A 24225-nucleotide genomic window follows, 5' to 3' on the forward strand; every position below is an offset into this window, starting at 1 on the left:
AATCTCCTCAGCAGTCCAGTGGGTTGCGTTTTTCCGGGTTGATCCCGAACTTGACGATGGCGTCAGCCACCACCTTGGGTTCGATCTCACCACGGTCAGCCAAGGCTTCCAGGGCTGCCAACACCACGAAGTGACGGTCGACTTCGAAGAAGTGACGCAGCTTCTTGCGGCTGTCACTGCGACCGAAACCGTCGGTGCCCAGGACTTTGAATTCCTTGGACGGGACCCACTGGCGAATTTGTTCAGCAAACAGTTTCATGTAGTCGGTCGAGGCGATAACCGGACCCTTGCGGCCGGCCAGGCATTCTTCGACGTAGCTCTTGGCGGGTTTCTGGCCAGGGTGCAGGCGGTTGCTGCGCTCTACGGCCAGGCCGTCGCGACGCAGTTCGTTGAAGCTGGTCACGCTCCACACATCGGCGCCGACGTTGAACTCGTCACGCAGGATCTTGGCCGCTTCACGCACTTCGCGCAGGATGGTGCCGGAGCCCATCAGCTGTACGTGGTGCGCCGCTTCCTTGGTGTCTTCTTCGAGCAGGTACATGCCCTTGATGATGCCTTCTTCCACGCCGGCCGGCATGGCAGGCTGCTGGTAGGACTCGTTCATCACGGTGATGTAGTAGAAAACGTCCTGCTGTTCTTCGGTCATCTTCTTCATGCCGTCCTGGATGATCACCGCCAGCTCATAGCCGTAGGTTGGATCAAAGGTGCGGCAGTTCGGGATGGTGGCAGCCAGGATGTGGCTGTGACCGTCTTCGTGTTGCAGGCCTTCGCCGTTCAGCGTGGTGCGGCCGGCGGTACCGCCGATCAGGAAACCACGGGTACGGCTGTCGCCTGCAGCCCAGGCCAGGTCGCCGATACGCTGGAAGCCGAACATCGAGTAGAAGATGTAGAACGGCAGCATCGGCTGGTTGTGGCTGGAGTACGAAGTACCGGCAGCGATGAAGGAGCTCATGGCGCCCGCTTCGTTGATGCCTTCTTCGAGGATCTGGCCCTTCTTGTCTTCCTTGTAGAACATCACCTGGTCTTTATCGACAGGCTCGTAGAGCTGGCCGACGGAAGAGTAGATGCCCAACTGGCGGAACATGCCTTCCATACCGAAGGTACGGGCTTCGTCCGGGATGATCGGGACGATGCGCGGGCCGATTTCCTTGTCCTTGACCAGTTGCGCAAGGATGCGCACGAAGGCCATGGTGGTGGAGATTTCACGGTCGCCCGAGCCGTCAAGGATAGCCTTGAGGGTGCTCAGGTCCGGCGTCGGTACGCTGAAACTGTTGGCGCGGCGCTGTGGCACGAAACCGCCCAATGCAGTGCGACGCTCGCTCAGGTAGCGGGCTTCGGCGCTGTTTGGCTCAGGCTTGAAGAACGGCAGGTTCTCCAGCTCTTCGTCCTTGACCGGGATGTCGAAGCGGTCGCGGAACAACTTCAGGCTGTCGACATCGACTTTCTTGGTGTTGTGCGCGGTGTTCTTCGCTTCGCCGGCACCGGTGCCATAACCCTTGATGGTCTTGGCCAGGATGACGGTGGGTTGTTCCTTGTGGTTGACCGCTTGGTGATACGCCGCGTAGACCTTGTACGGGTCGTGGCCGCCACGGTTGAGCTTCCAGATCTCGTCGTCGGACAGGTCGGCAACCATCGCCTTGAGCTCAGGCGTGTTGAAGAAGTGCTCGCGAACGAACGCGCCGTCTTTAGCCTTGTAGTTCTGGTATTCGCCGTCGATGACTTCGTCCATGCGACGTTGCAGGATGCCGTCGACGTCCTTGGCCAGCAGTGGGTCCCAGAAGCGGCCCCAGATGACCTTGGTCACGTTCCAGTGGGCGCCACGGAACACGCCTTCAAGTTCCTGGATGATCTTGCCGTTGCCGCGAACCGGGCCGTCGAGGCGCTGCAGGTTGCAGTTGATGACGAAGATCAGGTTGTCGAGCTTCTCGCGGCCGGCCAGGGAGATGGCACCCAGGGATTCCGGCTCGTCGCACTCGCCGTCGCCCAGGAAACACCAGACTTTCTGCTTGCCTTCGGGGATGAAGCCGCGGGCTTCCAGGTACTTCATGAAGCGTGCCTGGTAGATCGCCTGGATCGGGCCAAGGCCCATGGAAACGGTCGGGAACTGCCAGAAATCAGGCATCAGCCAAGGGTGCGGGTAGGACGACAGGCCCTGACCGTCGACTTCCTGGCGGAAGTTGTTCATTTGTTCTTCGCTGATGCGACCTTCCATGAACGCACGGGCGTAGACGCCTGGCGAGGTGTGGCCCTGGAAGTAGATCAGGTCACCGCCGTGTTCGTCGGTCGGGGCCTGGAAGAAGTAGTTGAAGCCGATGTCATACAGGGTTGCGCTGGAAGCGAAGCTGGAGATGTGACCGCCCAGGTCAGAATCTTTCAAGTTCGTGCGCATTACCATCGCCATGGCGTTCCAACGTACCAGCGAGCGAATGCGGCGTTCCATGAACAGGTCGCCAGGCATGCGTGCTTCGTGGGTAACGGGGATGGTGTTGCGGTATGGCGTAGTGATGGCGTAAGGCAGTTGCGAGCCGCTGCGGGTCGCGAGTTCGCCCATACGGGTCATCAGGTAGTGAGCACGGTCTTCGCCTTCTTTGTCGAGAACCGATTCCAGGGCGTCCAGCCATTCCTGGGTTTCGACGGGATCGAGGTCTTGCATGGCTTGCTCCAGGGCGGAAAGGCTACCAGAATCGGTTGCCTGAAGTTTGCGACTGGCCTTGTGGGCAGACGACATAAATTCTTGGATGGCCGAAGGTTGCTTCGGCGTCCTGTAGTTTTACTACAAATCGTCGGCCATTTCAGCCTTTCGAATGTATATACGAGTAGTAAAACTACACAAGACTGAGCGTATGGCTCGGTCTTGCTGGTGAGCATAATCGTTATTGTTGGTCTATTGCGAACAAGAAAAGGTGAAACTTTGATGTTGCCTGCCAAGATTAATTTAATTTCAGCTATTTCTAACCTTTTGTTCGACAGTCCTTCACCGAGCATGGCTCTTGCCTTCACAACTACACGCCATTTACACGCCGATCAAGGATAGACCATGAGCCTTCCAACGCTGGCCGAACTGCCGGCCATTCTGTTGCCTTATGCCAACCGGGCCGAGCAGTCATTTCGTGACGCGGTGGCCGCGCTGGATGACGATCATGGCCTTTCTGCGTGGACGCCGCAACGGTGGGCCGACTTCGCCCGCGTGTGCGCCGCCAGTGATTTTGTCATTGAACAGAGTGTTCGTGACCCCTTGATGTTGCTCGAACTGGTGGCCTGGGGCGAGCTGGACCGCGGCTTTGCGCCCGGTGAGCTGTGCAGCCAGATTGCTGGCGCAGTGCAACAAGCCGAAACAGAAGATGAACTGGGCCGTGTGCTGCGCCGCCAGCGCACGCGCCAGCAAGTGCGCATCATCTGGCGCGACCTGACGCGCCAGGCTGATCTGGTGCAAACCTGTCGCGATCTCTCTGACATGGCCGATGCCAGCATCGACCAGGCCTACCAATGGTTGTACCAGCGCCACTGCGCCCAGTTCGGCACGCCCACCGGGCGACGCAGCGGTGAAGCCCAGCACATGGTTATCCTCGGCATGGGCAAGCTCGGTGCGGTGGAATTGAACCTGTCCTCGGATATCGACCTGATCTTTGCCTACCCTGAAGGTGGCGAAACGGTGGGTGTGAAACGCTCCCTGGATAATCAGGAGTTTTTCATCCGCCTTGGTCAGAAATTGATCAAGGCCCTCGACCCGATGACCGTCGACGGCTTTGTTTTCCGTGTCGACATGCGCCTGCGTCCCTACGGCTCGTCCGGCGCCTTGGTGCTCAGCTTCAACGCGCTGGAGCAGTACTATCAGGATCAGGGCCGGGACTGGGAACGCTACGCGATGATCAAGGCGCGGGTGGTGGCCGGCGATCAGGTGGCGGGCGCGCAGTTGCTGGATATGCTGCGGCCGTTCGTCTACCGCCGCTACCTGGATTTCTCCGCCATCGAAGCGCTGCGCACCATGAAGCAGTTGATTCAGCAGGAAGTGCGGCGCAAGGGCATGGCCGACAATATCAAGCTGGGTGCAGGCGGCATCCGCGAGGTGGAATTTATCGCCCAGGCGTTCCAGTTGATCCACGGTGGTCGCGACCTCAGCCTGCAACAACGTCCGTTGCTGAACGTGCTGGGCACCCTGGAAGGCCAGGGTTACCTGCCGCCGGCGGTGGTCACCGAGTTGCGCAATGGCTACGAATTCCTGCGCTACACCGAACACGCGATCCAGGCGATCGCCGACCGCCAGACGCAAATGCTCCCCGATAGCCCCGAAGACCAGGCGCGTATCGCCTTTATGCTGGGTTTCAGCGATTGGGCCTCGTTCCACGAGCGCCTGATGTACTGGCGTGGTCGCGTGGATTGGCACTTCCGCCAAGTGATCGCCGACCCGGATGAAGAGGAAGGCGAAGAAAGCGAGCTGGTCGTCGGTGGCGAGTGGTTGCCGCTGTGGGAGGAGTCCCAGGATGAAGACGCCGCGTGCCGCCAACTGGCCGAAGGCGGTTTCACCGATGCGCCCAAGGCCCTCAAGGCCCTGGCCGGCCTGCGCGGTAGCCCGCAATTGCGTGCCATGCAGCGCTTGGGGCGTGAACGCTTGGACGCGTTTATCCCGCGCCTGCTGGCCCAGGCCGTCGAGCACGCCAACCCGGACCTGGTGCTTGAGCGTGTGTTGCCGTTGGTGGAGGCGGTCGCCCGGCGTTCGGCTTATCTGGTGCTGCTCACGGAAAACCCCGACGCCCTGCGTCGCCTGCTGACCCTGTGCGCCGCCAGCCCGTGGATCGCCGAGCAGATCACCCGTTTCCCGTTGTTGCTGGATGAGTTGCTCAACGAAGGCCGCCTGTTCAAGCCGCCGCTGGCGCCGGAACTGGCCGCCGAGTTGCGCGAGCGCCTTACGCGCATTCCCGAAGATGACCTTGAGCAGCAGATGGAAGCCCTGCGGCATTTCAAGTTGGCGCACCGCTTGCGGGTGGCCGCCTCGGAAATCGCCGGCAGCCTGCCGTTGATGAAAGTCAGCGACTACCTCACCTGGCTGGCCGAGGCGATTCTTGAACAAGTACTGGCCCTGGCCTGGCGCCAGACTGTCGCCCGCCACGGTGCGCCGCAGCGCCTGGACGGTACCCTGTGCGATCCTGGGTTCATCATTGTCGGGTATGGGAAAGTCGGCGGCATCGAACTGGGGCATGGTTCGGACCTGGACCTGGTGTTTATCCATGACGGCGACCCCCAGGCCGAGACCGACGGCGCCAAGCCGATTGACGGCGCGCAGTTCTTTACGCGCCTGGGCCAGCGGATCATTCACCTGCTGACCACCCAGACCAACTCGGGCCAGCTCTATGAAGTGGACATGCGCCTGCGTCCTTCCGGCGCATCCGGCCTGCTGGTGAGTTCCCTGGGCGCGTTCGACCGCTATCAACAAAATGAAGCCTGGACCTGGGAACATCAGGCCCTGATCCGCGCGCGGGTGCTGGTCGGCAGCCAGGATGTGGGCCAGGCATTCGAGCAGGTACGCGCTAAAGTGTTGGGACGTGAACGGGACCTGGCCAAGCTGCGCCAGGAGGTCAGTGAGATGCGTGCCAAGATGCGCGATAACCTCGGCACCCGGGCCACGGCGGCCGGCAGGGGCGCCAATGCCTTCGAGGCTACGGCGGTGTTCGATCTCAAGCAGGACGCCGGAGGTATCGTCGATATTGAATTTATGGTGCAATACGCGGCTTTGGCGTGGTCTGCGCACCATCCATCGTTGCTGCGCTACACCGACAATATCCGCATTCTTGAGGGCCTGGAGCAGGTCGGGCTGATGCCCGCCGCCGATGCCCATTTGCTGCGTGAGGTGTACAAGGCCTACCGCTCAGCCGCGCACCGCCAGGCTTTGCAGAACGAGGCCGGCACGGTAGCCGGAGACCAGTTCGCCGACGAGCGGCGACAGGTGATGCGAATCTGGCAAGCGCTGGGCTTAAATTGAAACTCGACTGATTGGGCGACGCCAATTTTTATATGGAATGCGGATTAAGGTGGGAGCCGGGCTTGCCCGCGATGCAGGCGCCTCGGTTTATCAGTGATACCGAGGTGATGCGATCACAGGCAAGCCAGCTCCCACATAAAGATGCTCCCTGGCGCACCGCGATCTACAGTCATTATCGAGGCGGGGAGGCATAAGCCTCCCCGCATCGTTTGTGGAAACTACATGAATATTCTGATCGTTGGGCCCAGTTGGGTCGGTGACATGGTGATGGCACAGACACTGTTCCAGTGCCTGCGGCAGCGCTATCCAGACTGCCAGATCGACGTGCTCGCCCCTGAGTGGAGCCGGCCGATCCTCGAGCGCATGCCCGAGGTGCGCAAGGCCTTGAGCTTCCCGCTCGGCCACGGTGCCCTGGAGTTGGCGACCCGCCGACGCATCGGCAAGTCCATGGCCGGCCAGTACGACCAGGCGATCCTGTTGCCCAACTCGCTCAAGTCGGCGCTGGTGCCGTACTTTGCCGGCATTCCCAAGCGCACCGGCTGGCGCGGCGAGTTTCGCTATGTGCTGCTCAATGACGTGCGCACGCTGGATAAAGCCCGCTACCCGTTGATGATCGAGCGCTTCATGGCCTTGGCGTATGAGCCGGGCGCCGAGTTGCCCAAGCCATATCCGCGCCCCAGCCTGCAGATCGACCCTGTCACCCGCGATGCGGCGCTGGCCAAGTTCGGCCTGGCTCTGGATCGGCCGGTGCTGGCATTGTGCCCGGGCGCCGAGTTTGGCGAGTCCAAGCGCTGGCCGTCGGAGCATTACGCCAAGGTTGCCGAGACCAAGATCCGCGAAGGCTGGCAGGTGTGGCTGTTTGGTTCGAAGAACGATCATTCGGTAGGTGAAGATATTCGCCAGCGCCTGATTCCGGGCCTGCGAGAGGAAGCGACGAACCTCAGTGGCGACACGTCTCTGGCCGAGGCCATCGACCTGCTGTCCTGCGCCGACTCGGTAGTGTCCAACGACTCCGGCCTGATGCATGTGGCGGCAGCGCTGAACCGCCCGCTGGTGGCGGTGTACGGCTCCACCTCCCCAGGGTTTACCCCGCCCCTGGCCGATAAGGTCGAAGTGGTGCGCCTGGGCCTGGATTGCAGCCCGTGCTTTGACCGTACCTGCCGTTTCGGTCACTACAATTGCCTGCGCCAGTTGCTGCCCCAGCCGGTAACCGATGCCCTGCAGCGTTTGCAGGGCGACGTGGTCGAGGTTCATTGAGTTGCGGGTTCTGGTAATCAAGACCTCATCCCTGGGCGACGTGATCCATGCCTTGCCGGCCCTCACTGATGCAGCACGGGCGATTCCCGGCATTCGGTTCGACTGGGTGGTGGAAGAAGGCTTTGCCGAAATCCCCACCTGGCACCCGGCGGTCGACAAGGTCATCCCGGTGGCGATTCGCCGCTGGCGCAAGAACCTCTGGCAAACCGTCAAGAGCGGTGAATGGCGGCGCTTCAAGCAGGCGGTGCAGTCGACCAAATATGACCTGGTGATCGATGCCCAGGGCTTGCTCAAAAGTGCCTGGCTGACCCGCTATGTGCGGGCGCCCATCGCCGGCTTCGACAAAGATTCTGCGCGTGAACCTCTGGCTGCGCGCTTTTATTCCCGGCGCCTGGCCGTGGCCCGTGGGCAGCATGCGGTGGAGCGCTTGCGCCAGCTATTCGCCGTGGCCCTGGGCTACGACCTGCCCCAACGCCTGGGCGACTACGGCCTGAGCGTTGAAAAGCTGCTCGGCCTGCCGCCGAAAAAACCGTTCGTATTGCTGCTGCACGGCACCACCTGGGACACCAAGCACTGGCCCGAAGCCTACTGGCGCGAGCTGGCCGAACGCATGGGCCGCCTGGGCGTGGACGTGAAGCTGCCCTGGGGCAACGCCGCTGAAAAGGCCCGGGCCGAGCGCCTGGCCCAGGGCCTGCCCAACGCCGAAGTGTTGCCCAAGCTCAACCTGGCGGGCGTGGCTCGTGTCTTGGCGAGCGCCCGTGCCTGCGTGGCCGTCGACACCGGCCTTGGCCACTTGGCGGCGGCATTGGACGTGCCGACCATTTCCCTGTTCGGCCCCACCAACCCAGGCCTCACCGGCGCCTACGGCAAGGGCCAGATTCACTTGGCCAGCGACTGGCCGTGTGCGCCTTGCCTGCAAAAACAGTGCACTTATCAACCCACTGCCGACGACCTGCGGCGGTTCGACATCGCACGCGAGTCGCCCCTGTGCTTCACGCGCTTGAACCCTGAGCGTGTCGCAAGCCGGCTGAGCACGTTGTTACTGGCCGAGGAGCAGCACTGATGCAACTGGCTTTTGTTTTGTACAAGTACTTCCCTTTCGGTGGCCTGCAGCGCGACTTCATGCGCATCGCCCTGGAGTGCCAGCAGCGCGGCCACAGCATTCGGGTGTACACCCTGATCTGGGAAGGCGACATCCCGCCAGGCTTTGAGGTGCTGGTAGCGCCGGTCAAGGCCTTGGTCAACCACCGTCGCAACGAAAAGCTCTACGCCTGGATCCAGGCCGACCTGGCAAAGCGCCCGGTGGACCGCGTGGTGGGGTTCAACAAGATGCCGGGGCTGGACCTGTACTTTGCCGCCGACGGTGTGTTTGAGGACAAGGCCCAGACCCTGCGCAACCCGATGTATCGCTGGTTCGGGCGCTACAAGCACTTTGCCGAATACGAGCGCGCCGTGTTCGATAAAAACGCCAAGACGCAGATCATGGTGTTGTCCGAGCATCAGCAGCAGCTGTTTACCCAGTATTACGGCACCCAGGCCGAGCGTTTTCACCTGTTGCCACCGGGTATTGCCCGCGACCGCCGTGCCCCGCCGAACGCCGCCGAGATCCGCGCCGAGTTCCGCGCTGAATTCGGCTTGGCCGAGGATGATCTGCTGTTGGTGCAGATCGGTTCGGGGTTCAAGACCAAGGGCGTCGACCGCAGCCTTAAGGCCTTGGCCGCATTGCCTTCGAAGCTGAAGAAACGCACCCGGCTGTTTGTAATCGGCCAGGACGACCCCAAGGTATTCCAATTGCAGAGTGCTGCATTGGGTCTTGGCGACCAGGTGCAGTTCTTCAAGGGGCGCAGTGATATTCCGCGCTTCCTGCTGGGTGCCGACTTGCTGATCCACCCTGCTTATAACGAGGCGGCCGGAATGGTGCTGGTCGAAGCGGTGGTCGCCGGCCTCCCGGTACTGGTGAGCCAGGTGTGCGGCTATGCGTTCTACATCGACAAGGCCCAGAGCGGCCGGGTGTTGGACGAGCCGTTCGAGCAAGCCCAGCTCAACCGGTATCTGGTCGATATGCTCGACGACCCACAAGCGCGTGCGACCTGGAGTCGCAATGGTCTGGCCTTCGCCGAGACGGCCGACCTCTTTAGCATGCCGCAGTACGCTGCGGACCTGATTCTGGCGGAGCCAAACCGATGAAGTTGATTCTTGCCGAACCCTTCAAGACCCTCTGGGCCGGGCGCGATGCGTTCGCCGAGGTCGAGAAGCTGCAAGGCCAGGTGTTCCGCGAGCTGGCCGCTCGCCGTACGTTGCGTACGGTGGTCGAGGGCCAGCCTTATTTTGTGAAGATCCACCGTGGCATCGGCTGGGGCGAAATCCTCAAGAACCTGGTCACGGCCAAGTTGCCGGTATTGGGCGCGGGCCAGGAGTGGCTGGCGATCCAGCGCTTGCAGGAACTCGGCGTGCCGACCATGACTGCCGTGGCGTTTGGCGAAAAAGGCAGCAACCCGGCCGACCAGCATTCGTTTATTGTCACCCGGGAACTGACCCCGATTATCAGCCTGGAAGACTTGACCCTCGACTGGGTCAAGCAACCGCCCGTGCCAGCCATCAAGCATGCCTTGACCCTTGAGCTGGCGCGTACCGTCGGCGCGATGCACCGCGGCGGCGTCAACCACCGTGACTGCTACCTCTGTCATTTCCTGTTGCACACCGACCAGCCCATCAGCGTCGACAACCTCAAGCTGTCGGTGATCGACCTGCACCGTGCCCAGGTGCGTGCGACGATCCCCGTGCGTTGGCGCAACAAAGACCTGGCCGGCCTGTATTACTCTGCGTTGGAGATCGGCTTGACCCAGCGCGACAAGCTGCGTTTTCTCAAGGCCTACTTCCAGCAGCCGCTGCGCGAGATCCTGGCCGAGCAAACTGCGCTGTTGTCTGCGCTGGAACGCATGGCAGCAAAGCTGTATGCGCGTAAACAACGATACGGGGATGCGATCTGATGGCGGGTTGGAACCTGGAACCTGCCTACGCCGCCCTGGCGGATGACTTTGGAAGCCTGGACGCGGTGTTCGCTCTGCAAGGCGAGCGGCTGACCCGCGACCCGTTGTCGGAGGTGATCCGGGTGGAGCGTGGCGGGGTCAATTATTACGTCAAACGCTACGTAGGTGCCGGCAAGGGCCTGCGTCGTTACCTGGGCAGGCCGCGGGTGAAGTCCGAATGGCAGAACCTCAAGCGTTTCGCCAAATGGGGCATCCCTACGGCTGACGTAGTTGCCTGGGGCCTGGACCGCAAGGGCCTGGCCTACAACCGCGGCGCCATGATCACCCGTGAATTGCCCAGGACCGAAGACCTGTCGGTGCTGGCCGAGCGTAATGACGAACGCCTGAAAGACCCCCGTTGGGTCGATGGCATCAGCCGTCAGCTCGCCGAATACACGCGGACCATGCACGACCATCGCTTCACCCACAACGACTTGAAGTGGCGCAACCTGCTGGTGGACGACCAGCGCACCCTGTACCTGATCGACTGCCCCAACGGTGATTTCTGGCGCGGTTTCTGGCTCAAGTACCGCATCACCAAGGACCTGGCCTGCCTGGACAAAGTCGCCAAGTATCACTTGTCGGCCACCCAGCGCCTGCGTTTCTACCTGCAATATCGTCAACGCTCGCACCTGACGGCGTCGGACAAACAGCGGATTCGCCATGTGGTGAAGTTTTTCGAGGGACGCGAATGAGTGACTTCCTGGCGGCCGAAGACCGCGCTCTGCTTGAGCGCAACGGCCTGGCGACCTTCGACGCCCTCTGGGCCAAGCAACTGGATGCGGTGGATGAGCCAAACACCAGCGGCGACGGTTGGAGCAGTGTGTATCGCCTGGAGCTTGAGGGGCAGGGTTACTACCTCAAGCGCCAGAGCAACTACCTCACGCGCACCTTGCACCGGCCGTTCGGCGAGCCGAGTTTTGCCCGCGAGTTTCGCAACATCAGCCTGTATCGAAAGCTCGGCATTCCGGCCCTGCAAGCGGCGTTCTTCGGTGAGCGCAAGGTCAAGGGCGAGCGCCGGGCGATGCTGCTCACCCGTGCGTTGGATGGCTGGAATGACCTGGATTCGTTGCTGGAGCAGTGGGCGCAATTGAACGCAGCCCAGCACGGTGCGATCCTGTTGGCGTGCGGCAAGCTGGCGCGTCATCTGCACAGCGTCGGGCAGGTGCATGGCTGTTTTTACCCCAAGCATATTTTCCTGCAGCCTGCCGGTGAGGGTTACGCCGCGCAGTTGATCGACCTGGAGAAAACCCGCCCGCTGTTGTTCGGCTGGCGTGACCGGGTCAAGGACCTGGAGCCGCTGCTGCGCCGCGCACCGCAATGGTCCGATGCGCAAGTGCGCCAACTGCTGACGGCGTATCTTGAACAGCCCGAGGACAGTGCCTTGGTATCCACATGGCTTCAACGCTTGACCGCACGCCGCAGCCACAAGGAGAACCGCTGATGCGCCTATCCGAGCTGAAAAATGTTGGCCGTTCCCCCAGCCTGCCGTTGACTATCGACTTGGCAGATGCCGCCGGCCCAGGGCAGCTGCAACTGCTGAGCCTGTTGCGGGTGTTGCCTGGGCAGCGCTATGTGGGCGCGGCGGTTTGGCGCGGTCGCCCGGTGTTGGCCAAGCTGCTGGTGGGCAGCAAGGCGGCGCGGCATTTTCAGCGCGAGCTCAAGGGCGTGCGTTTGTTGGCCGAGCAGGGCCTGACCACGCCGTTGTTGCTGGCCGATGGCTTGCAGGAGGGCGAGGGCGGCTGGCTGCTGTTTGAATTTATCGAGGGCGCCCAAAGCCTGGCCGACGCCTGGCGCGCCGTCGAGAGCCTGCCGCCGTTGGCGGACGAACAAACCGCCGTGCTCGCCGAAGCGCTCGGTGCGATTGCCCAGATGCACGCCAAAGGCCTGTGGCAGGAAGACCTGCACCTGGACAATCTGCTGCGCCAGGATGGCAAGTTGTATTTGATTGATGGCGCCGGTATTCGTGTCGAGGAGCCGGGCAAGCCACTGTCGCGCAATCGAGTGCTGGAAAACCTCGGCGTGTTTTTTGCCCAATTGCCCAAAAACCTCGAACCCTTTACCGAAGAATTGCTGGTGTATTACCTGCTCGGCAATGGCGAACATGCCTTGCCCCTGGAAGCCCTGGAAAAGCAGGTACGCAAAGTCAGCGCCTGGCGCTTGAAAGATTTCCTCGACAAGACCGGTCGAGAGTGCACGCTGTTCAGCGTGGTACGTGGCGCCTTTGCCCTGCGTGCGATCCGTCGCGAAGAAGAGGCGGCCATGCTGCCGGTGCTGGAGCAGGCGGATGCGTTGCTCGATCAGGGCCACCTGTACAAGACCGGCGGCGCGGCCAGCGTGGGCAAGGTCGAGGTGGCCGCTCGGCCGCTGGTGATCAAGCGCTACAACATCAAGGGCTTTGCTCATTGGCTCAAGCGCTTCTGGCGCCCGAGCCGCGCCTGGCATTCCTGGCGCGAGGGTAACCGTCTGGCCTTCCTGGGTTTTGCCACGCCCACGCCGCTGGCAGTGCTGGAGAAACGGTTCCTGTGGTTGCGCAGCCGTGCCTACCTGGTCACCGAATACCTGCCGGGGCCGGACATCATCGAGCGCTTTGCGCCGTATGTGGAGAGCGGCAATGCGCCCGAGAGCGAGTTGCAGGCACTGGACCAGTTGTTTGCCGACTTGATCCGCGAGCGCATCAGCCATGGGGATTTCAAAGGCCATAACCTGTTCTGGAGTGACGGGCGCTGGGCGATGATTGATCTGGATGCCATGTGCCAGCACTCATCCGCTGCCAGCTTTGCGCCGGCCTATGCCAAAGACCGTGCAAGGTTTATGCGTAATTGGCCGCAAGGCAGTGCGTTGTATCGGGTGATTGATCAGCGGTTGCCCAAAGAGGCGGGTGTCGGCAGTTAAACCTATCGCGGGCAAGCCCGCTCCCACACTTGATCTGTGAACGCGGTCAAAATGTGGGAGCGGGCTTGCCCGCGATGGCGCCCGTCCAGGCGCTGCATTCAGAACTGGTACTGCGCCCCAGCCCCCGCATACCACGATCGCCCCGGCGCTGCTTCGTAATAGCGGCTATTGCCATCCCCCACGATCACCGACCCTACATACTGACGATCCAGCAGATTATCCAGGCGCAGGGTCTGGTGAAAGGTCCAGTGCTCTACCTTCTGCTCAAACCGTGCGCGCCAGTTGAAGACGCTGTAGGCCGGTGCGGCATGTTGCTGGTTGGTGTCTTCTACATAGACCTTGCTGCGGTATACACCTTCGATGGCGGTGCTGACCCAGTCCCGTGGTTTCCAGTTCAGTTCTGCAAACAGGGTGGTTTGTGGCACGCCGGGGAGGTAGTTGCCTTTGTCGATGGTGTTGGCGCCGCTGGCAAAGTCGCTGTCGTAGGTTGCGTGCAGGCGGGTGTAGGCGAGGCTGGTGCTCCAATGGTCGCTCAGTTGGCTTTCAACACCCAGTTCGAAGCCGCGGCGCAATGTGCGGCCGGCGTTCTGGTAGCTGGTACGGCCACCGATGGATTGCTGCACCACCAGTTCGTCCTCGGTGGTGATCTGGAAAACGGCGGCGTTGATCCGCGTGTTGTTTAGTTGCGCTTTCACACCCATTTCATATTGCGTACTTTCAGACGGCTTCAAGCCGAAGTTGAAGCCCTCGGTGTTGCCTGGTGCATAGGCCAGCTCGGCCTGGGTCGGGGTTTCAAAGCCTTTGCCTGCGCTGACGTAGCCGTGCAGGTCGGGGGTGAACGCATACATCACGCTCATCGACGGTGTGTTTTTCTGGTAGGTCTTGTTGCCGCTGGCGTCGCCATTGCTGAGGAACTGATCGTCAACGTCCATCTGCATCGTGCTGTGGCGCACGCCGGCCTGCAGGGTCCAGCGGTCGAGGGCCCAGTTGGCTTGGATATACGGGTCGAGGCTGCGAGCCGTGTCGATTTCGTCGCGGCGTAATTGGCCTTTCACGCCGAGGGTGTTGCCGCTGTAGTTCTGATAGCCATGGCGGTTGTCTTCGCTTTGGTCGAAGTCCAGGCCGGTAATGATCATCAGATCGCCAGGCGCGCTTTCGATGGGCTGCATCCAGCGCACGCTGCCGCCGTAGAACTTACGGTCAAATTGCACCACGCCGCCACCGCGTTCGTTGGCGGGCGTGCCCTTGGGGATCGACAGGTACTGAATCACACTACGGCGCCCGGTGTAGGCATTGACCTGCAAGGTCGCGCCACCGAAATACCGCTCGTAATTCATCCCCAGTTGCTGATGATCGATACTTTTGCGCGTGTTGTAGTTCAGCGCATTGGCGCTTACCGAGCGCGGGTCGGCCTTGTACGCTGCCCAGGTCTGCCCCAGTGGATCCTGCGTACCGTTCTGCTCCAGGCTGCTGTAGATCAACGCCAGCTTACTGTCGTCATCCGGCTGCAAGTTGAGCTTGGCGAAGGTCTGGTCACGGCGGGCGCTGCTGTGATCCCGGTAGCCGTTGGTGTCCATGCGCGAAGCATCCAGCACGAATCCGGCACCGTTGGCCGCGCCTTCAGCGCTCAGGTGGTTCTTGCTCAGCCCGTCGCTGCCCACCAGGGTTTCGGCGCCGATGTGCGGAGGGCCTTCGCCGTCGCGGGAGAACATCTGGATTACGCCGCCGGCGTTGCTGCCATACAGCGTCGCCGCCGGGCCGCGCAGCACTTCGATACGCTCGGCGGTGTCGAGGTTGAAGGTGGCAGCCTGGCCCTGACCATCCGGGGTACTGGCGGGGATGCCATCGGCGACCAGCTTGATACCGCGCACGCCAAACGCCGAACGGGCGCCGAAGCCGCGGGATGAAATTTGCAAGTCCTGTGCATAGTTCTGGCGGTTCTGCACCACCAGGCCGGGCACGCGGGACAGGGCTTCGGAGGCGTTGATGCCCAATTGTCCCTCGCTGATTTGCTCACGGCTGATACCGTCCACCGAATACGGCAGGTCGAAGGTCGGGCTGGCGCTGCGCGAGCCGGTGACCACGCTGGGGTCCAGGATCAGGGGCGCATTGTCGGCCTGGGCGGTGTTACACAGGCCCAGCAGTAAGGCAAGGCAGGTTGGAGCAGAAGGAGTCATGAAAAGGCCGGTTGGTAGCGCGCAAGTGAGGGGCGTAGGCGAAAATGTTACAAGTTTAACGACTCGTCCTCTGATTTGCCGAAATCCTTACCGCTGGGCGCAATGGGATGCTTCCTACGCTTAGCGTCGACTGCGTAAGCCTGAAGCCTTGGTTCTGTGGTGTTAGGTTTTCGGTCTTTTTAACAAACAAGAAGAATCAACTATGCGGACTCCTATTCTGAGGTTGCTGGTATTGCTGGGAATATCGTTGCTCATGGGCGGCTGCGGCACTACGACCACGGTGCTGCGTGGCGATGACGTCACTGTTCTGGACCTCAAGAGGAAGAAAACCTACTGCAACTCTGTTCCGCGTGTTTATAGCGGCGTGGTTTATGACTTGTGTGTCTTGCATGGACCGCCGAACTCCGCAAGTGATCTCTCGTTGAATGGTATTCCCTGGGCCATTCTTGATGTGCCCGTTTCTGCTGTCCTGGACACGCTCGTCCTGCCCTACACGATCTACCGCCAAAGCGCGGACGGCAGCATTGAGCTGCGCTAACAGCTTCCCACTGCTTTTAAGCTATAATCCCGCCCTTTAGCTGTTTCTCGCCCAGGCGAGAGGCACACTTTTTTCAGGCGCGATGCGCCTGCATGCAGACTAAAAGAGGCTAGACCCCTGTGGCATTGACGATTCTTGGCCTGTCCGGCGCCCTTAGCCATGATCCTTCCGCAGCCCTGTATATCGACGGCAAGCTGATTGCGGCCGCCGAAGAAGAGCGCTTCGTACGCGACAAACATGCAAAGAACCGCATGCCTTACGAGTCGGCGAAGTTCTGCCTTGAACAGGCCGGCATCAAGCCTTCGGACGTTGACGTGGTGGCGATCCCGTTCGCGCCGATCAGCCTGTTCGGCGAGGCGCGCTGGCACTACGCCAAGCGTTACTGGTATGCCCCGGACCGTGCCCTCGACGCGATCCTGATGGGCAACCGTCGCTACAAGCGCTATCGCAACAAGATCGTCTGGTGCCTGGAGCAACTGGGCTTCGATCCGAAGAAAATCAAGATCGAACCGGTAGAGCACCACCTGGCTCACGCATCCAGCGCCTATCACTGCTCGGGCTTCCAGGAAAAAACCGCGATCCTGGGCATCGACGGCAAGGGTGAATACGCCACCACCTTCTTCGGCTACGGCGAAAATGGCAAGATCCACAAGATCAAGGAATTCTACGATCCGGACTCCCTCGGCGGCCTGTATGGCGCAATTACCGAGTTCCTCGGTTTCGAGATGCTCGACGGTGAGTTCAAGGTCATGGGCATGGCGCCGTATGGCGACGCCAGCAAATACGATTTCTCGCGCCTGGCCTCGTTTGAAAACGGCGAGCTGGTGATCAACACCGACTACGCCAACGTCATCGGCCTGCGTCGTTATAAAGAGAAGGGCAAGGGTTTCTACTTCTCGCCTAAACTGATCGAGTGGCTGGGCCCCAAGCGCGAAGGCGATATCGCCGACGAGCCATACATCCACTACGCGGCCAGCATGCAGGCGCTGTTCGAGAAGCTGGCCCTGCAGATGATCGATTACTACTTGGGCGACATTCTCAAGGACACCGGCAAGCTGGCATTCGCCGGCGGTTGTGCGCTGAACGTCAAGCTGAACCAGAAAATCATTGCCCGTGACGACGTAAAAGAACTGTTCGTACAACCGGCCTCCGGCGATGCCGGCACCGCCGTCGGTGCGGCGGCCTACGTGTCCCATGCTCGTGGTGTACCGGTCGAGAAGATGGAACACGTCTATCTGGGCCCGTCCTACAGCAACGAAGACGTGATCGCCGCGTGCGCCAAGCACGCGAGCAAGCCGAACTGGCGCAAGATCGAGAACATGCCTAAGCGCATTGCCAAGATCATGGTCGACGGCAATCCGGTAGCCTGGTTCCAGGGCCGCATGGAGTTTGGTCCGCGTGCGTTGGGCGGTCGTTCGATCATCGGTTGCCCAAGTGCCACCGGCGTGGCAGATCGCATCAACCACCAGATCAAGTTCCGCGAGCGCTGGAGGCCTTTCTGCCCGTCGATGCTCGACACCGTTGCCCCGCAGATGATCAAGGTCGATCACCCCGCGCCGTTCATGACCTTCACCTTTGAAGTCGCCGAAGAGTGGAAGGCCCGGGTTCCGGAAGTGGTGCACGAAGACGGTACTTCCCGCGCCCAGGTGCTCAAGCGCGAATACAACCCGCGCTACTACGACATGATGAAAGAGCTGGAAGTGCTGACCGGTAACGGCGTGTCCCTGAACACCTCGCTCAACCGTCGTGGCGAAGCGATGATCTGCTCGCCGACCGACGCGCTGAACATGTTCTTCGGCTCGGACCTGCAGTACCTGATCATGGAAGACATCCTGGTGGTTAAGGATGGCGTGGACCCTTATGACGCTGTGGTTTAAATGCTGAACCGCTTCCAGGGCTGGCGGGAACGTGGCTGGGCGCCTGTCGAGGCCGAGGTTTACGCCCAGGCCTGGCAGCGTTATGGCGGCAGCGTGGCGACTCATCCCCAGGTGATCGAGCGGTTGGCCGGGCTGGCGCAGATACCTGTGCGCTACCTGGGCTGGGTGCAAGGTGGTGAACTCAAGGGGGCAATAGCCACCTGGGGGCGCGACCTGGCGCTGTCCAAGGACGTGCTCAAGCGCAGCGGCAAGAAAGGCCTGTTTGATCTGGGCAATGCCGAGATCATCCTGCCGATTGCCGCCGATGCGCAGGTGCCGTTGCGGCATCGTGCGCGCTACCTCTCGGCACTGAACGAGGGGCGCGTGAGCACCCTCAAGCCCCAGGCCGAGCAATTGGCCATGGCGCGTACTCCCGAAGACCTGTCGAAGAAATTTCGCTACAACCAGCGGCGTGAACTGCGCCTGTTGGAAGAGGCGGGCGGCGTGGTACGGGCGGTCAGTGAGTTTTCCAGCACAGAACTGGCGGCGATTTATTGCGATCTGTTCCAGCGCCGGTGGGGCTTCCCGGCGGCGGGCGCGGCGCGTCTGGCCGAGGTGTTGGAGTTGCTCAAGGAATTCCTGTTCGGCTCGGTGCTGTTTCTGAACGACGCGCCGATTGCGGTGCAACTGGTGTATCAGGTGCAGTCCAATGAGTGGTTCAGCGCCGAGTATGTCAACGGCGGCGTCGACCCTGAAACCCGTGCATTCAGCCCCGGCAGCGTACTGAGTTTCCTCAATACCCAAAGCGCGTGGGAACAGGCGCGGGCGGCGAACAAGTCGCTGCGTTTCTCCTTCGGCCGTTCCGACCGCGAATACAAGGAGCGCTGGTGCAATCCGGTGCCGGTATTCAGTGTATGAGCCGTAAACAGCAACTGCTCAAGCGCCATCGGCGTAACAAGCGTATTGCGCTGTTGATCGGCTTGCTGGCGCTGGTGGCAGCCGGCGTCCTGGTGGCTTGGTGGTTGCCGCTGCTCCTGGCGGTGCTGCTGTGGGCGGCCCATGAAGCCTGGTTTGCCGATCACCTGTTTTACTCGCCCCAAGACAGCTACGGGTATGCGTTCCCGGCCGACAGCGAACAGCCCGGTCTGCGCCTGGAGGCGGGGCGGCTGTTGTTGGACACGCCTCTGGCGGCCGATGAAACCCTGATCGTGGGTGTCGAGTTGAAAAGCGCCTGGCTTGGGCGGTTCCTCGACCCTGCGGTGGACGTCTTGGGCCTGGAGATGCCGGATCGGCAAGTCTTCGAGCGCGGCGTCGCCGGGCGGCGTTACCTGAACCTGACCGGCGGCGCCGAAGCCTTGGCGGCGGGCAATGTCAGGTTGCGCGGGCGTTTCTGCCGGATCAAGGGCCAGCCGACACTCTGGCGCTTTCGCCAGCCGGACTATCGCCAACAACGGGTGATGGTGGTCGCGCCCCACGCCGACGATGCCGAGCTGGCGGCGTTCAGCCTCTACAGCCAGGCGCCCGAAAGCTGGATCGTGACCCTGACCGCTGGTGAAATTGAAGCCGAACATTACCAGCACATGGGGCTGCCCAAGGCTGAAGCCGCTCGTCTCAAGGGTCGCCTGCGTGCCTGGGACAGCATCGCCGTGCCGCGCTGGGCTGGCGTGCCCGAGACGCAGTGCGTGCAACTGGGCTACTTCTGCATGCAGTTGCAGGCCATGCAGGCTACCCCGGATCAACCTATGGCTTCCCGCGAAGCTGACTTAAACGATACGCGACTGTTTCGCCAGTTCAACGGCTTTGCATTGCCGGGGGATGTGGACGGCGCGCCGACCTGGCATAACCTGATTGCCGACCTGCGGGCACTGCTGCTAAAGGCGCGGCCTCAGGTGATCGTGTTGCCCACGCCATTGCTCGACCCACACGCGGACCACATCTGCGCCCACGCGGCGATCCTTGAAGCCTTGCAAGGCCTGGAGTGGCAGCCCGACACGTTGCTCGGCTACGCCAATCACCTGCATGATAACGACCGTTGGCCCATGGGTGATTCCGGGGTCGGGGTGGCGCTGCCGCCGCGTTTCGATACCACAATAGAGATGGTGCCTTGCAGCTTCGCGCTCAGTTTGAGCCAGCAGCAGGACAAGGCCATGGCCTTGGGCATGATGCATGACCTGCAACCGCCCGCGCCGTTCAAGCGCCGGGTGCGCAGGTGGTTACAGCAACTGCTGGCGGGCCGCAAGCCGTCGCCCTACGGCGAGAATGAATTCTTTCGCAAGGCCGTGCGCCGTCACGAGCTGTTGTGGGTCCTGAAGCAGGACTGAGAGCCTATTGAAGGCAGGTCGGTATTCGCCTGTCGCCCTTTTTTACCGGGCTGCGTGCCCGTAGCCAGATCGCTGCATGGAGAGTTATGAAGCCGCGTTTCAAGGTTTTGCAGTTACAGCCGGACTACAACGTCAAGACCAATGATTTCGCCGACCTGGGTGAGCAAATCGTCAAGTCCTTGCCGGCTGAGCGTTTCGAGGTGACATCCGGATTTCTCAGCGGCCGCCCGCTGCCCGGCCAGCCCCTGAGCGTGGCTGAACACTCCCATTATTTCGAGCTGCCGGAGAAGTCCCTCAAGGGCATTCGCTTCGGCGCCATGTGGCAGATCTACAAGTATTGCCGCGAGCAGAAATTCGATGTGGTCATCTGTAACCGCTTCAAGTCGGTAAACATGATGCTCTCGCTCAATCGCTGGCTGAAAATCCCGCTGTGCATCGGTATCTCCCACGGTTTTGGCGAGTATGCCCGTGGCTATCGTCGTCGCCAGACCCAACGCTGGGTCAGCCCGGCATGGCGGTTTGTCGGGGTGTCGGAGGCGGTGAAGGACTACCTGGTGAACCTCAACTGCGGCTTCACCCGCGACAACACCACCTATGTCACCAACGCCATCGACATTCCCCAGGCCGAAGCCCTGCAACTGAGCCGCGAGGACGCCCGCAAGGCCCTGGGCCTGCCTATGGACGCACGGATGATCGGCGCCCTGGGTCGTCTGGTGCCGATCAAGGGCCATACCCATCTGTTGCAGGCTTTCGCGACCCTCAAGGACAAATACCCTGAGGCCCAGGTGGGCATCATCGGTTCCGGTCGCGCCGAAGCCGATTTGCGTGCGGATATCGAGCGCCTGGGCCTGACTGGTCGCGCGCACTTGCTGGGCTTTCGCGAAGACGGCATGAAGTATGTGCGCGGCTTCGATATCTGGACCATGCCGTCGTTGTTCGAGGGCCTGGGGCTGGCGCTTCTGGAAGGCATGAGCGGCCACTTGCCGGTGATTGCCTCCAATGGCCCGGCGATGCTGCCGCTGGTGCAGGGCGCGGGCGGCCTGTCCCATGATCCGGGTAACGTCGAGCAACTGGCCGCGGCCCTGGATACCTACCTGGCGCTGAGCGATGAACAATTGCGCGCCAAGGGTGAAGAGGTGTTCCGCTATCTGCAGGCCAATCACACCCTTGAAGAGTTCAAGCACAAGTACCTGACCCTGATTGAAACCGGTCTGCGTGAAGTAGGTAGAGCATGAATCAGCCACAACCCCTGGTCTCGGTGATTATCGCCTCCTATAACCACGGCCAGTACATCGAACAGAGCATCCTCAGCGTACTCGGACAGACTTACCCCAATATCGAATTGCTGGTGGTGGATGACGGTTCCAAGGACGACAGCGTCGAACGTATCCTGCGTCTGCAGGCCGAGCACGGCTTTGACTTCCAGGTGCAACAGAACCAAGGCCTCAGCGCCACCCTGAACGGTGCGATCGCGCGCGCCAAGGGCAGCCTGATCGCACCGTTCGGCTCGGATGACATCATGCTGCCGGACCGTATTGCCACTCAGGTGGCGTATATGGATGGCAAGCCCAAGGTGGGCATGTGTGCTGGCAACATCGAGCTGATCGATGCTGACGACAACCTGCATCCGGAGAAAAAACAACGCCGCGACCTGCCGTTTCGCAGCCTCGATTTCGACGATATTTTCATGGACCGCAAGCCGTTCCCACCGGCGCCGACCATGCTGATTCGTCGGGAAGTGCTGGAGCAAGTCGGTGGCTTCGACCCGCAGATTCCCCTGGAGGACCTGCTGATCCAGTTGAAGATCACGGCGGCGGGCTACACCATCGACGCCCTTGGCGTGGTGATGGCCAAGTATCGCCAGCACGCGAGCAACACGTACAAGAACCACCGCTACATGATCCAGAATATTCTCAAGACCTATGCCAAGTTCAGCGACCACCCGGCTTATGATGCGGTGCGCTACAACTTCCTGAACTCGATGTTCCTCAAGACTGCCGACCGCGATCGCCCACTGGCGCGGGAGATTCTCAAGCAGATCCCGTTGAAGTTCTGGGGGCGCAAGACGTTGCGTGGGTTGGTGAGGTTGTATCTGGCGCCGCTCAAGGGCTGAGAGCGGGAGGGGATAAGAAAAAGGCGACGATCACCCGGTGATCGTCGCCTTTTGTGTTACTTGGCCGGGCTAGCCAGGCTTTGCACTTGCTCGCGGATTTTCGCGGTAGCCGCTGGGCTTGCCACCGAGGCGTAGCCTTTGACCAGTTGCTCGAAGTGCGTTTCGAACAGCCAGTTTCGATCCTGTGGGTAGCGCTGCATGTGGCGCAGGTTGCGTTGGCGCAGTGCGTGGCGCAGTGAGGACGGGTAGATGCGCAGGTCGGCCACGTCGATCAGGCCGAACTCACCGTCATCCATCAACAGCACGTTACCCAGGTGCAGCGAGCGGAAGTACACGCCACGCTCGTGCAGTTGCGCCATGAACCGGCCAAAACGCTCCACCAGTGATTCACGCAAGCTGCTGTCCAGGCTTTGCAGCGCTTGGCGCAAGGTCAGGCCGGGCAGTGGTGTGTAGGCCACGGAGCTGCTGGCATCGCTCAGGCGATAGAGCCCGAGGATGTGTGGCGTGGGGATGCCAAGGGTGCGCAATTGCTCGCTGTTGCTGGCAAAGCGTTCGGAGTAAGGGTTGAAGCTGCCGGAGGTGTACCAGCGGCGTGGGCGGAACAGCTTGAGGAAGCTGCCATCTTCCAGGCGCAGGACTTTAGGTCCGAGGCCATCGGCTTCAATGACATGGGCGTTGTTGCACATCTGCTCGAAGGCTGCGGTCTTCAGGTTTTGCACCGGCATACGCAACAGGCTGCGATGGCGCTGGGCGATGCTCAGGCCGGTGATAATCGCCAGGGGAATCCACAGCAGGAACCAGTGTTCCTTGGGTCGCGACAGAATGCCGCCGCCCTCGGTCAGGCCTGCTCCGATGCCGTAGGCCAGGAGTGACGAAGCCAGGATGAACAGCGGCTGGGCGCGTTCCTTCAGGCCTTTGTACAGGCCCCAACCGAGCATGAAAATCCACGGGATAAAACCGATGATGCCGACGTAATACAGCACACCTAGGGCGAAGCTATGGGGTTCGCGCAGTTGGTAGTCATTGGCCACCATTAGGTAAAGCTCGGAGTCGTAGCTATGTCCGATCCAAGGGTGCTCGGCAATAAGCTGCAGTGTCATGGTCCACAGCTCAAAGCGAAACGAGCTGCCACGTCCAGTGATCATTTCGGGGAAGAACAACAGAAGTCCCGCGGCGCCCAGGACCATGCCGGTGATCAGCAGTGCCGCACGGCGATTGCGGCTGACAAAGCTCATCCACAAGATAGCCAGCGCCAGCGCCACCAGCGGCGTGCGTGAGCCGGTCGCCAGAACCGCCGCAGTCATGATTGCCAGGGCCGGTACGCTGAACCACAACACCTTCATGCGCTGAGTGGTCATGCAGACATACAGCCAGTACACGGTGAAAAACCCAAAAAGATGCGAACTCAACAGCGGGTTATCAAGAGCACCAAGACCGCCGATCATGCGCAAACCGGGCGAATAGCCCTTGGCGAACGCCACCAGGTTACCCAGGCTGACCACCAGCGCAATCACCGCCGCGCTAAAGAAGATCGGCTTGAACAACTCATTGCGGTAATGCAGCAACAGCCCGCACCCGCCAAAGAGCATGAAGGTGTTCAGCGGGCGCTTGAACAGGTCGGTGTCGGTGCTGTGTTCGGGGCTCCAGAGCAGGCTGGTCAACGCCCAGGCAGAGAAGGCCAGAAAGGCAAGTGCCAGCGGCTCGCGCAACAGATCCTTGAATTCCCTGGGGCGCATGCACAACAGAAACAAAGTCGGTACGCTGAACAGGATGTAGAAAATCCGGTGCAGTACATTACGATTGCCGACGAAGAACAGTGCACTCAGGAGCAGCAATAAGCCAACAGGCAAAATCCACAGGACCAGGAAGTCGAAAACGCGATTTGAGCCATAGTTAAGGCGCTTGGAGTGCATACAGTAGAGCCATTCCAGAAAGAGAAAGCCAACCATCTTAAGCTAGTGGCCATGTAATGTCGCCGGTCGGATCCAACCGGGCCGCGGGTTACACCGGGTGCAAGTACAACAGAGAAGCTGTGCTAAAGTCAGCCTCCTTTTTCAAAACG

17 protein-coding genes are annotated in these 24225 nt (G+C 61.1%); 14 read left to right on the forward strand and 3 right to left on the reverse strand.

Features of this window, described 5'->3' with window-relative positions:
- Positions 1-7: 7 nt before the first annotated feature.
- The gene (gene aceE, locus TU73_RS01740; protein ID WP_057010693.1) at positions 8-2653 is read right to left on the reverse strand and encodes a pyruvate dehydrogenase (acetyl-transferring), homodimeric type; all 2646 of its coding nucleotides are present in this window, start codon (positions 2651-2653) and stop codon (positions 8-10) included.
- Positions 2654-3037: 384 nt separating this feature from the next.
- Between aceE and glnE the strand changes: the two genes are divergently transcribed.
- The 8 genes from glnE to TU73_RS01780 all read left to right on the forward strand — a co-directional run bounded on the left by glnE (position 3038) and on the right by TU73_RS01780 (position 13158).
- Positions 3038-5977 (forward strand): bifunctional [glutamate--ammonia ligase]-adenylyl-L-tyrosine phosphorylase/[glutamate--ammonia-ligase] adenylyltransferase, encoded by a 2940-nt coding sequence (gene glnE / locus TU73_RS01745; protein ID WP_057010694.1) that lies wholly within the window; start codon positions 3038-3040, stop codon positions 5975-5977.
- A 222-nt stretch (positions 5978-6199) separates the two neighbouring features.
- Complete coding sequence (gene waaF / locus TU73_RS01750; RefSeq protein ID WP_057010695.1) at positions 6200-7234, forward strand: lipopolysaccharide heptosyltransferase II; 1035 nt, start codon at positions 6200-6202, stop codon at positions 7232-7234.
- Position 7235: 1 nt separating this feature from the next.
- The gene (gene waaC, locus TU73_RS01755) at positions 7236-8297 is read left to right on the forward strand and encodes a lipopolysaccharide heptosyltransferase I (protein WP_057010696.1); all 1062 of its coding nucleotides are present in this window, start codon (positions 7236-7238) and stop codon (positions 8295-8297) included.
- The gene (locus tag TU73_RS01760) at positions 8297-9421 is read left to right on the forward strand and encodes a glycosyltransferase family 4 protein (RefSeq protein ID WP_057010697.1); all 1125 of its coding nucleotides are present in this window, start codon (positions 8297-8299) and stop codon (positions 9419-9421) included. Before waaC ends, TU73_RS01760 begins: the two co-directional genes overlap by 1 nt.
- Positions 9418-10224 (forward strand): lipopolysaccharide core heptose(I) kinase RfaP, encoded by an 807-nt coding sequence (gene rfaP / locus TU73_RS01765; RefSeq protein WP_057010698.1) that lies wholly within the window; start codon positions 9418-9420, stop codon positions 10222-10224. The genes TU73_RS01760 and rfaP overlap by 4 nt, the downstream gene beginning before the upstream one ends.
- On the forward strand, positions 10224-10958 hold the full coding sequence (locus TU73_RS01770) for a lipopolysaccharide kinase InaA family protein (RefSeq protein ID WP_057010699.1): 735 nt from the start codon (positions 10224-10226) through the stop codon (positions 10956-10958). Before rfaP ends, TU73_RS01770 begins: the two co-directional genes overlap by 1 nt.
- The gene (locus tag TU73_RS01775) at positions 10955-11707 is read left to right on the forward strand and encodes a lipopolysaccharide kinase InaA family protein (protein WP_057010700.1); all 753 of its coding nucleotides are present in this window, start codon (positions 10955-10957) and stop codon (positions 11705-11707) included. The genes TU73_RS01770 and TU73_RS01775 overlap by 4 nt, the downstream gene beginning before the upstream one ends.
- On the forward strand, positions 11707-13158 hold the full coding sequence (locus tag TU73_RS01780; protein WP_057010701.1) for a lipopolysaccharide kinase InaA family protein: 1452 nt from the start codon (positions 11707-11709) through the stop codon (positions 13156-13158). Before TU73_RS01775 ends, TU73_RS01780 begins: the two co-directional genes overlap by 1 nt.
- 98 nt (positions 13159-13256) lie before the next feature.
- On the opposite strand, the gene TU73_RS01785 is transcribed toward TU73_RS01780, so the two are convergent.
- Positions 13257-15335 (reverse strand): TonB-dependent receptor family protein, encoded by a 2079-nt coding sequence (locus tag TU73_RS01785; RefSeq protein WP_057010702.1) that lies wholly within the window; start codon positions 15333-15335, stop codon positions 13257-13259.
- 202 nt (positions 15336-15537) lie between these two features.
- On the opposite strand from TU73_RS01785, the gene TU73_RS01790 reads away from it, so the two are divergent.
- From TU73_RS01790 to TU73_RS01815, 6 genes are all read left to right on the forward strand, one after another.
- Positions 15538-15873: a YceK/YidQ family lipoprotein gene (locus TU73_RS01790; protein WP_057010703.1), complete on the forward strand. Its 336-nt coding sequence runs from the start codon at positions 15538-15540 to the stop codon at positions 15871-15873.
- Positions 15874-15992: 119 nt separating this feature from the next.
- Positions 15993-17750, forward strand: coding sequence for a carbamoyltransferase family protein (locus TU73_RS01795; protein WP_057010704.1), 1758 nt, complete (start codon positions 15993-15995; stop codon positions 17748-17750).
- Positions 17751-18647 carry a GNAT family N-acetyltransferase gene (locus TU73_RS01800; RefSeq protein ID WP_057010705.1) on the forward strand — a complete coding sequence of 299 codons (897 nt, stop codon included), beginning with the start codon at positions 17751-17753 and terminating at the stop codon, positions 18645-18647.
- Positions 18644-20050 carry a PIG-L deacetylase family protein gene (locus tag TU73_RS01805; RefSeq protein WP_057010706.1) on the forward strand — a complete coding sequence of 469 codons (1407 nt, stop codon included), beginning with the start codon at positions 18644-18646 and terminating at the stop codon, positions 20048-20050. Before TU73_RS01800 ends, TU73_RS01805 begins: the two co-directional genes overlap by 4 nt.
- An 86-nt stretch (positions 20051-20136) precedes the next feature.
- On the forward strand, positions 20137-21285 hold the full coding sequence (locus tag TU73_RS01810; RefSeq protein WP_057010707.1) for a glycosyltransferase family 4 protein: 1149 nt from the start codon (positions 20137-20139) through the stop codon (positions 21283-21285).
- Positions 21282-22163 (forward strand): glycosyltransferase, encoded by an 882-nt coding sequence (locus TU73_RS01815; RefSeq protein WP_057010708.1) that lies wholly within the window; start codon positions 21282-21284, stop codon positions 22161-22163. Before TU73_RS01810 ends, TU73_RS01815 begins: the two co-directional genes overlap by 4 nt.
- Positions 22164-22219: 56 nt before the next feature.
- Here the strand turns inward: TU73_RS01815 and TU73_RS01820 are convergent, their stop codons facing one another.
- A complete protein-coding gene (locus tag TU73_RS01820; RefSeq protein WP_057010709.1) occupies positions 22220-24076 on the reverse strand; it encodes an O-antigen ligase family protein in 1857 nt (618 codons plus the stop codon).
- Between the last annotated feature and the right edge of the window lie 149 nt (positions 24077-24225).

Source organism: Pseudomonas libanensis (genome assembly GCF_001439685.1).
GTDB lineage: Bacteria > Pseudomonadota > Gammaproteobacteria > Pseudomonadales > Pseudomonadaceae > Aquipseudomonas > Aquipseudomonas libanensis.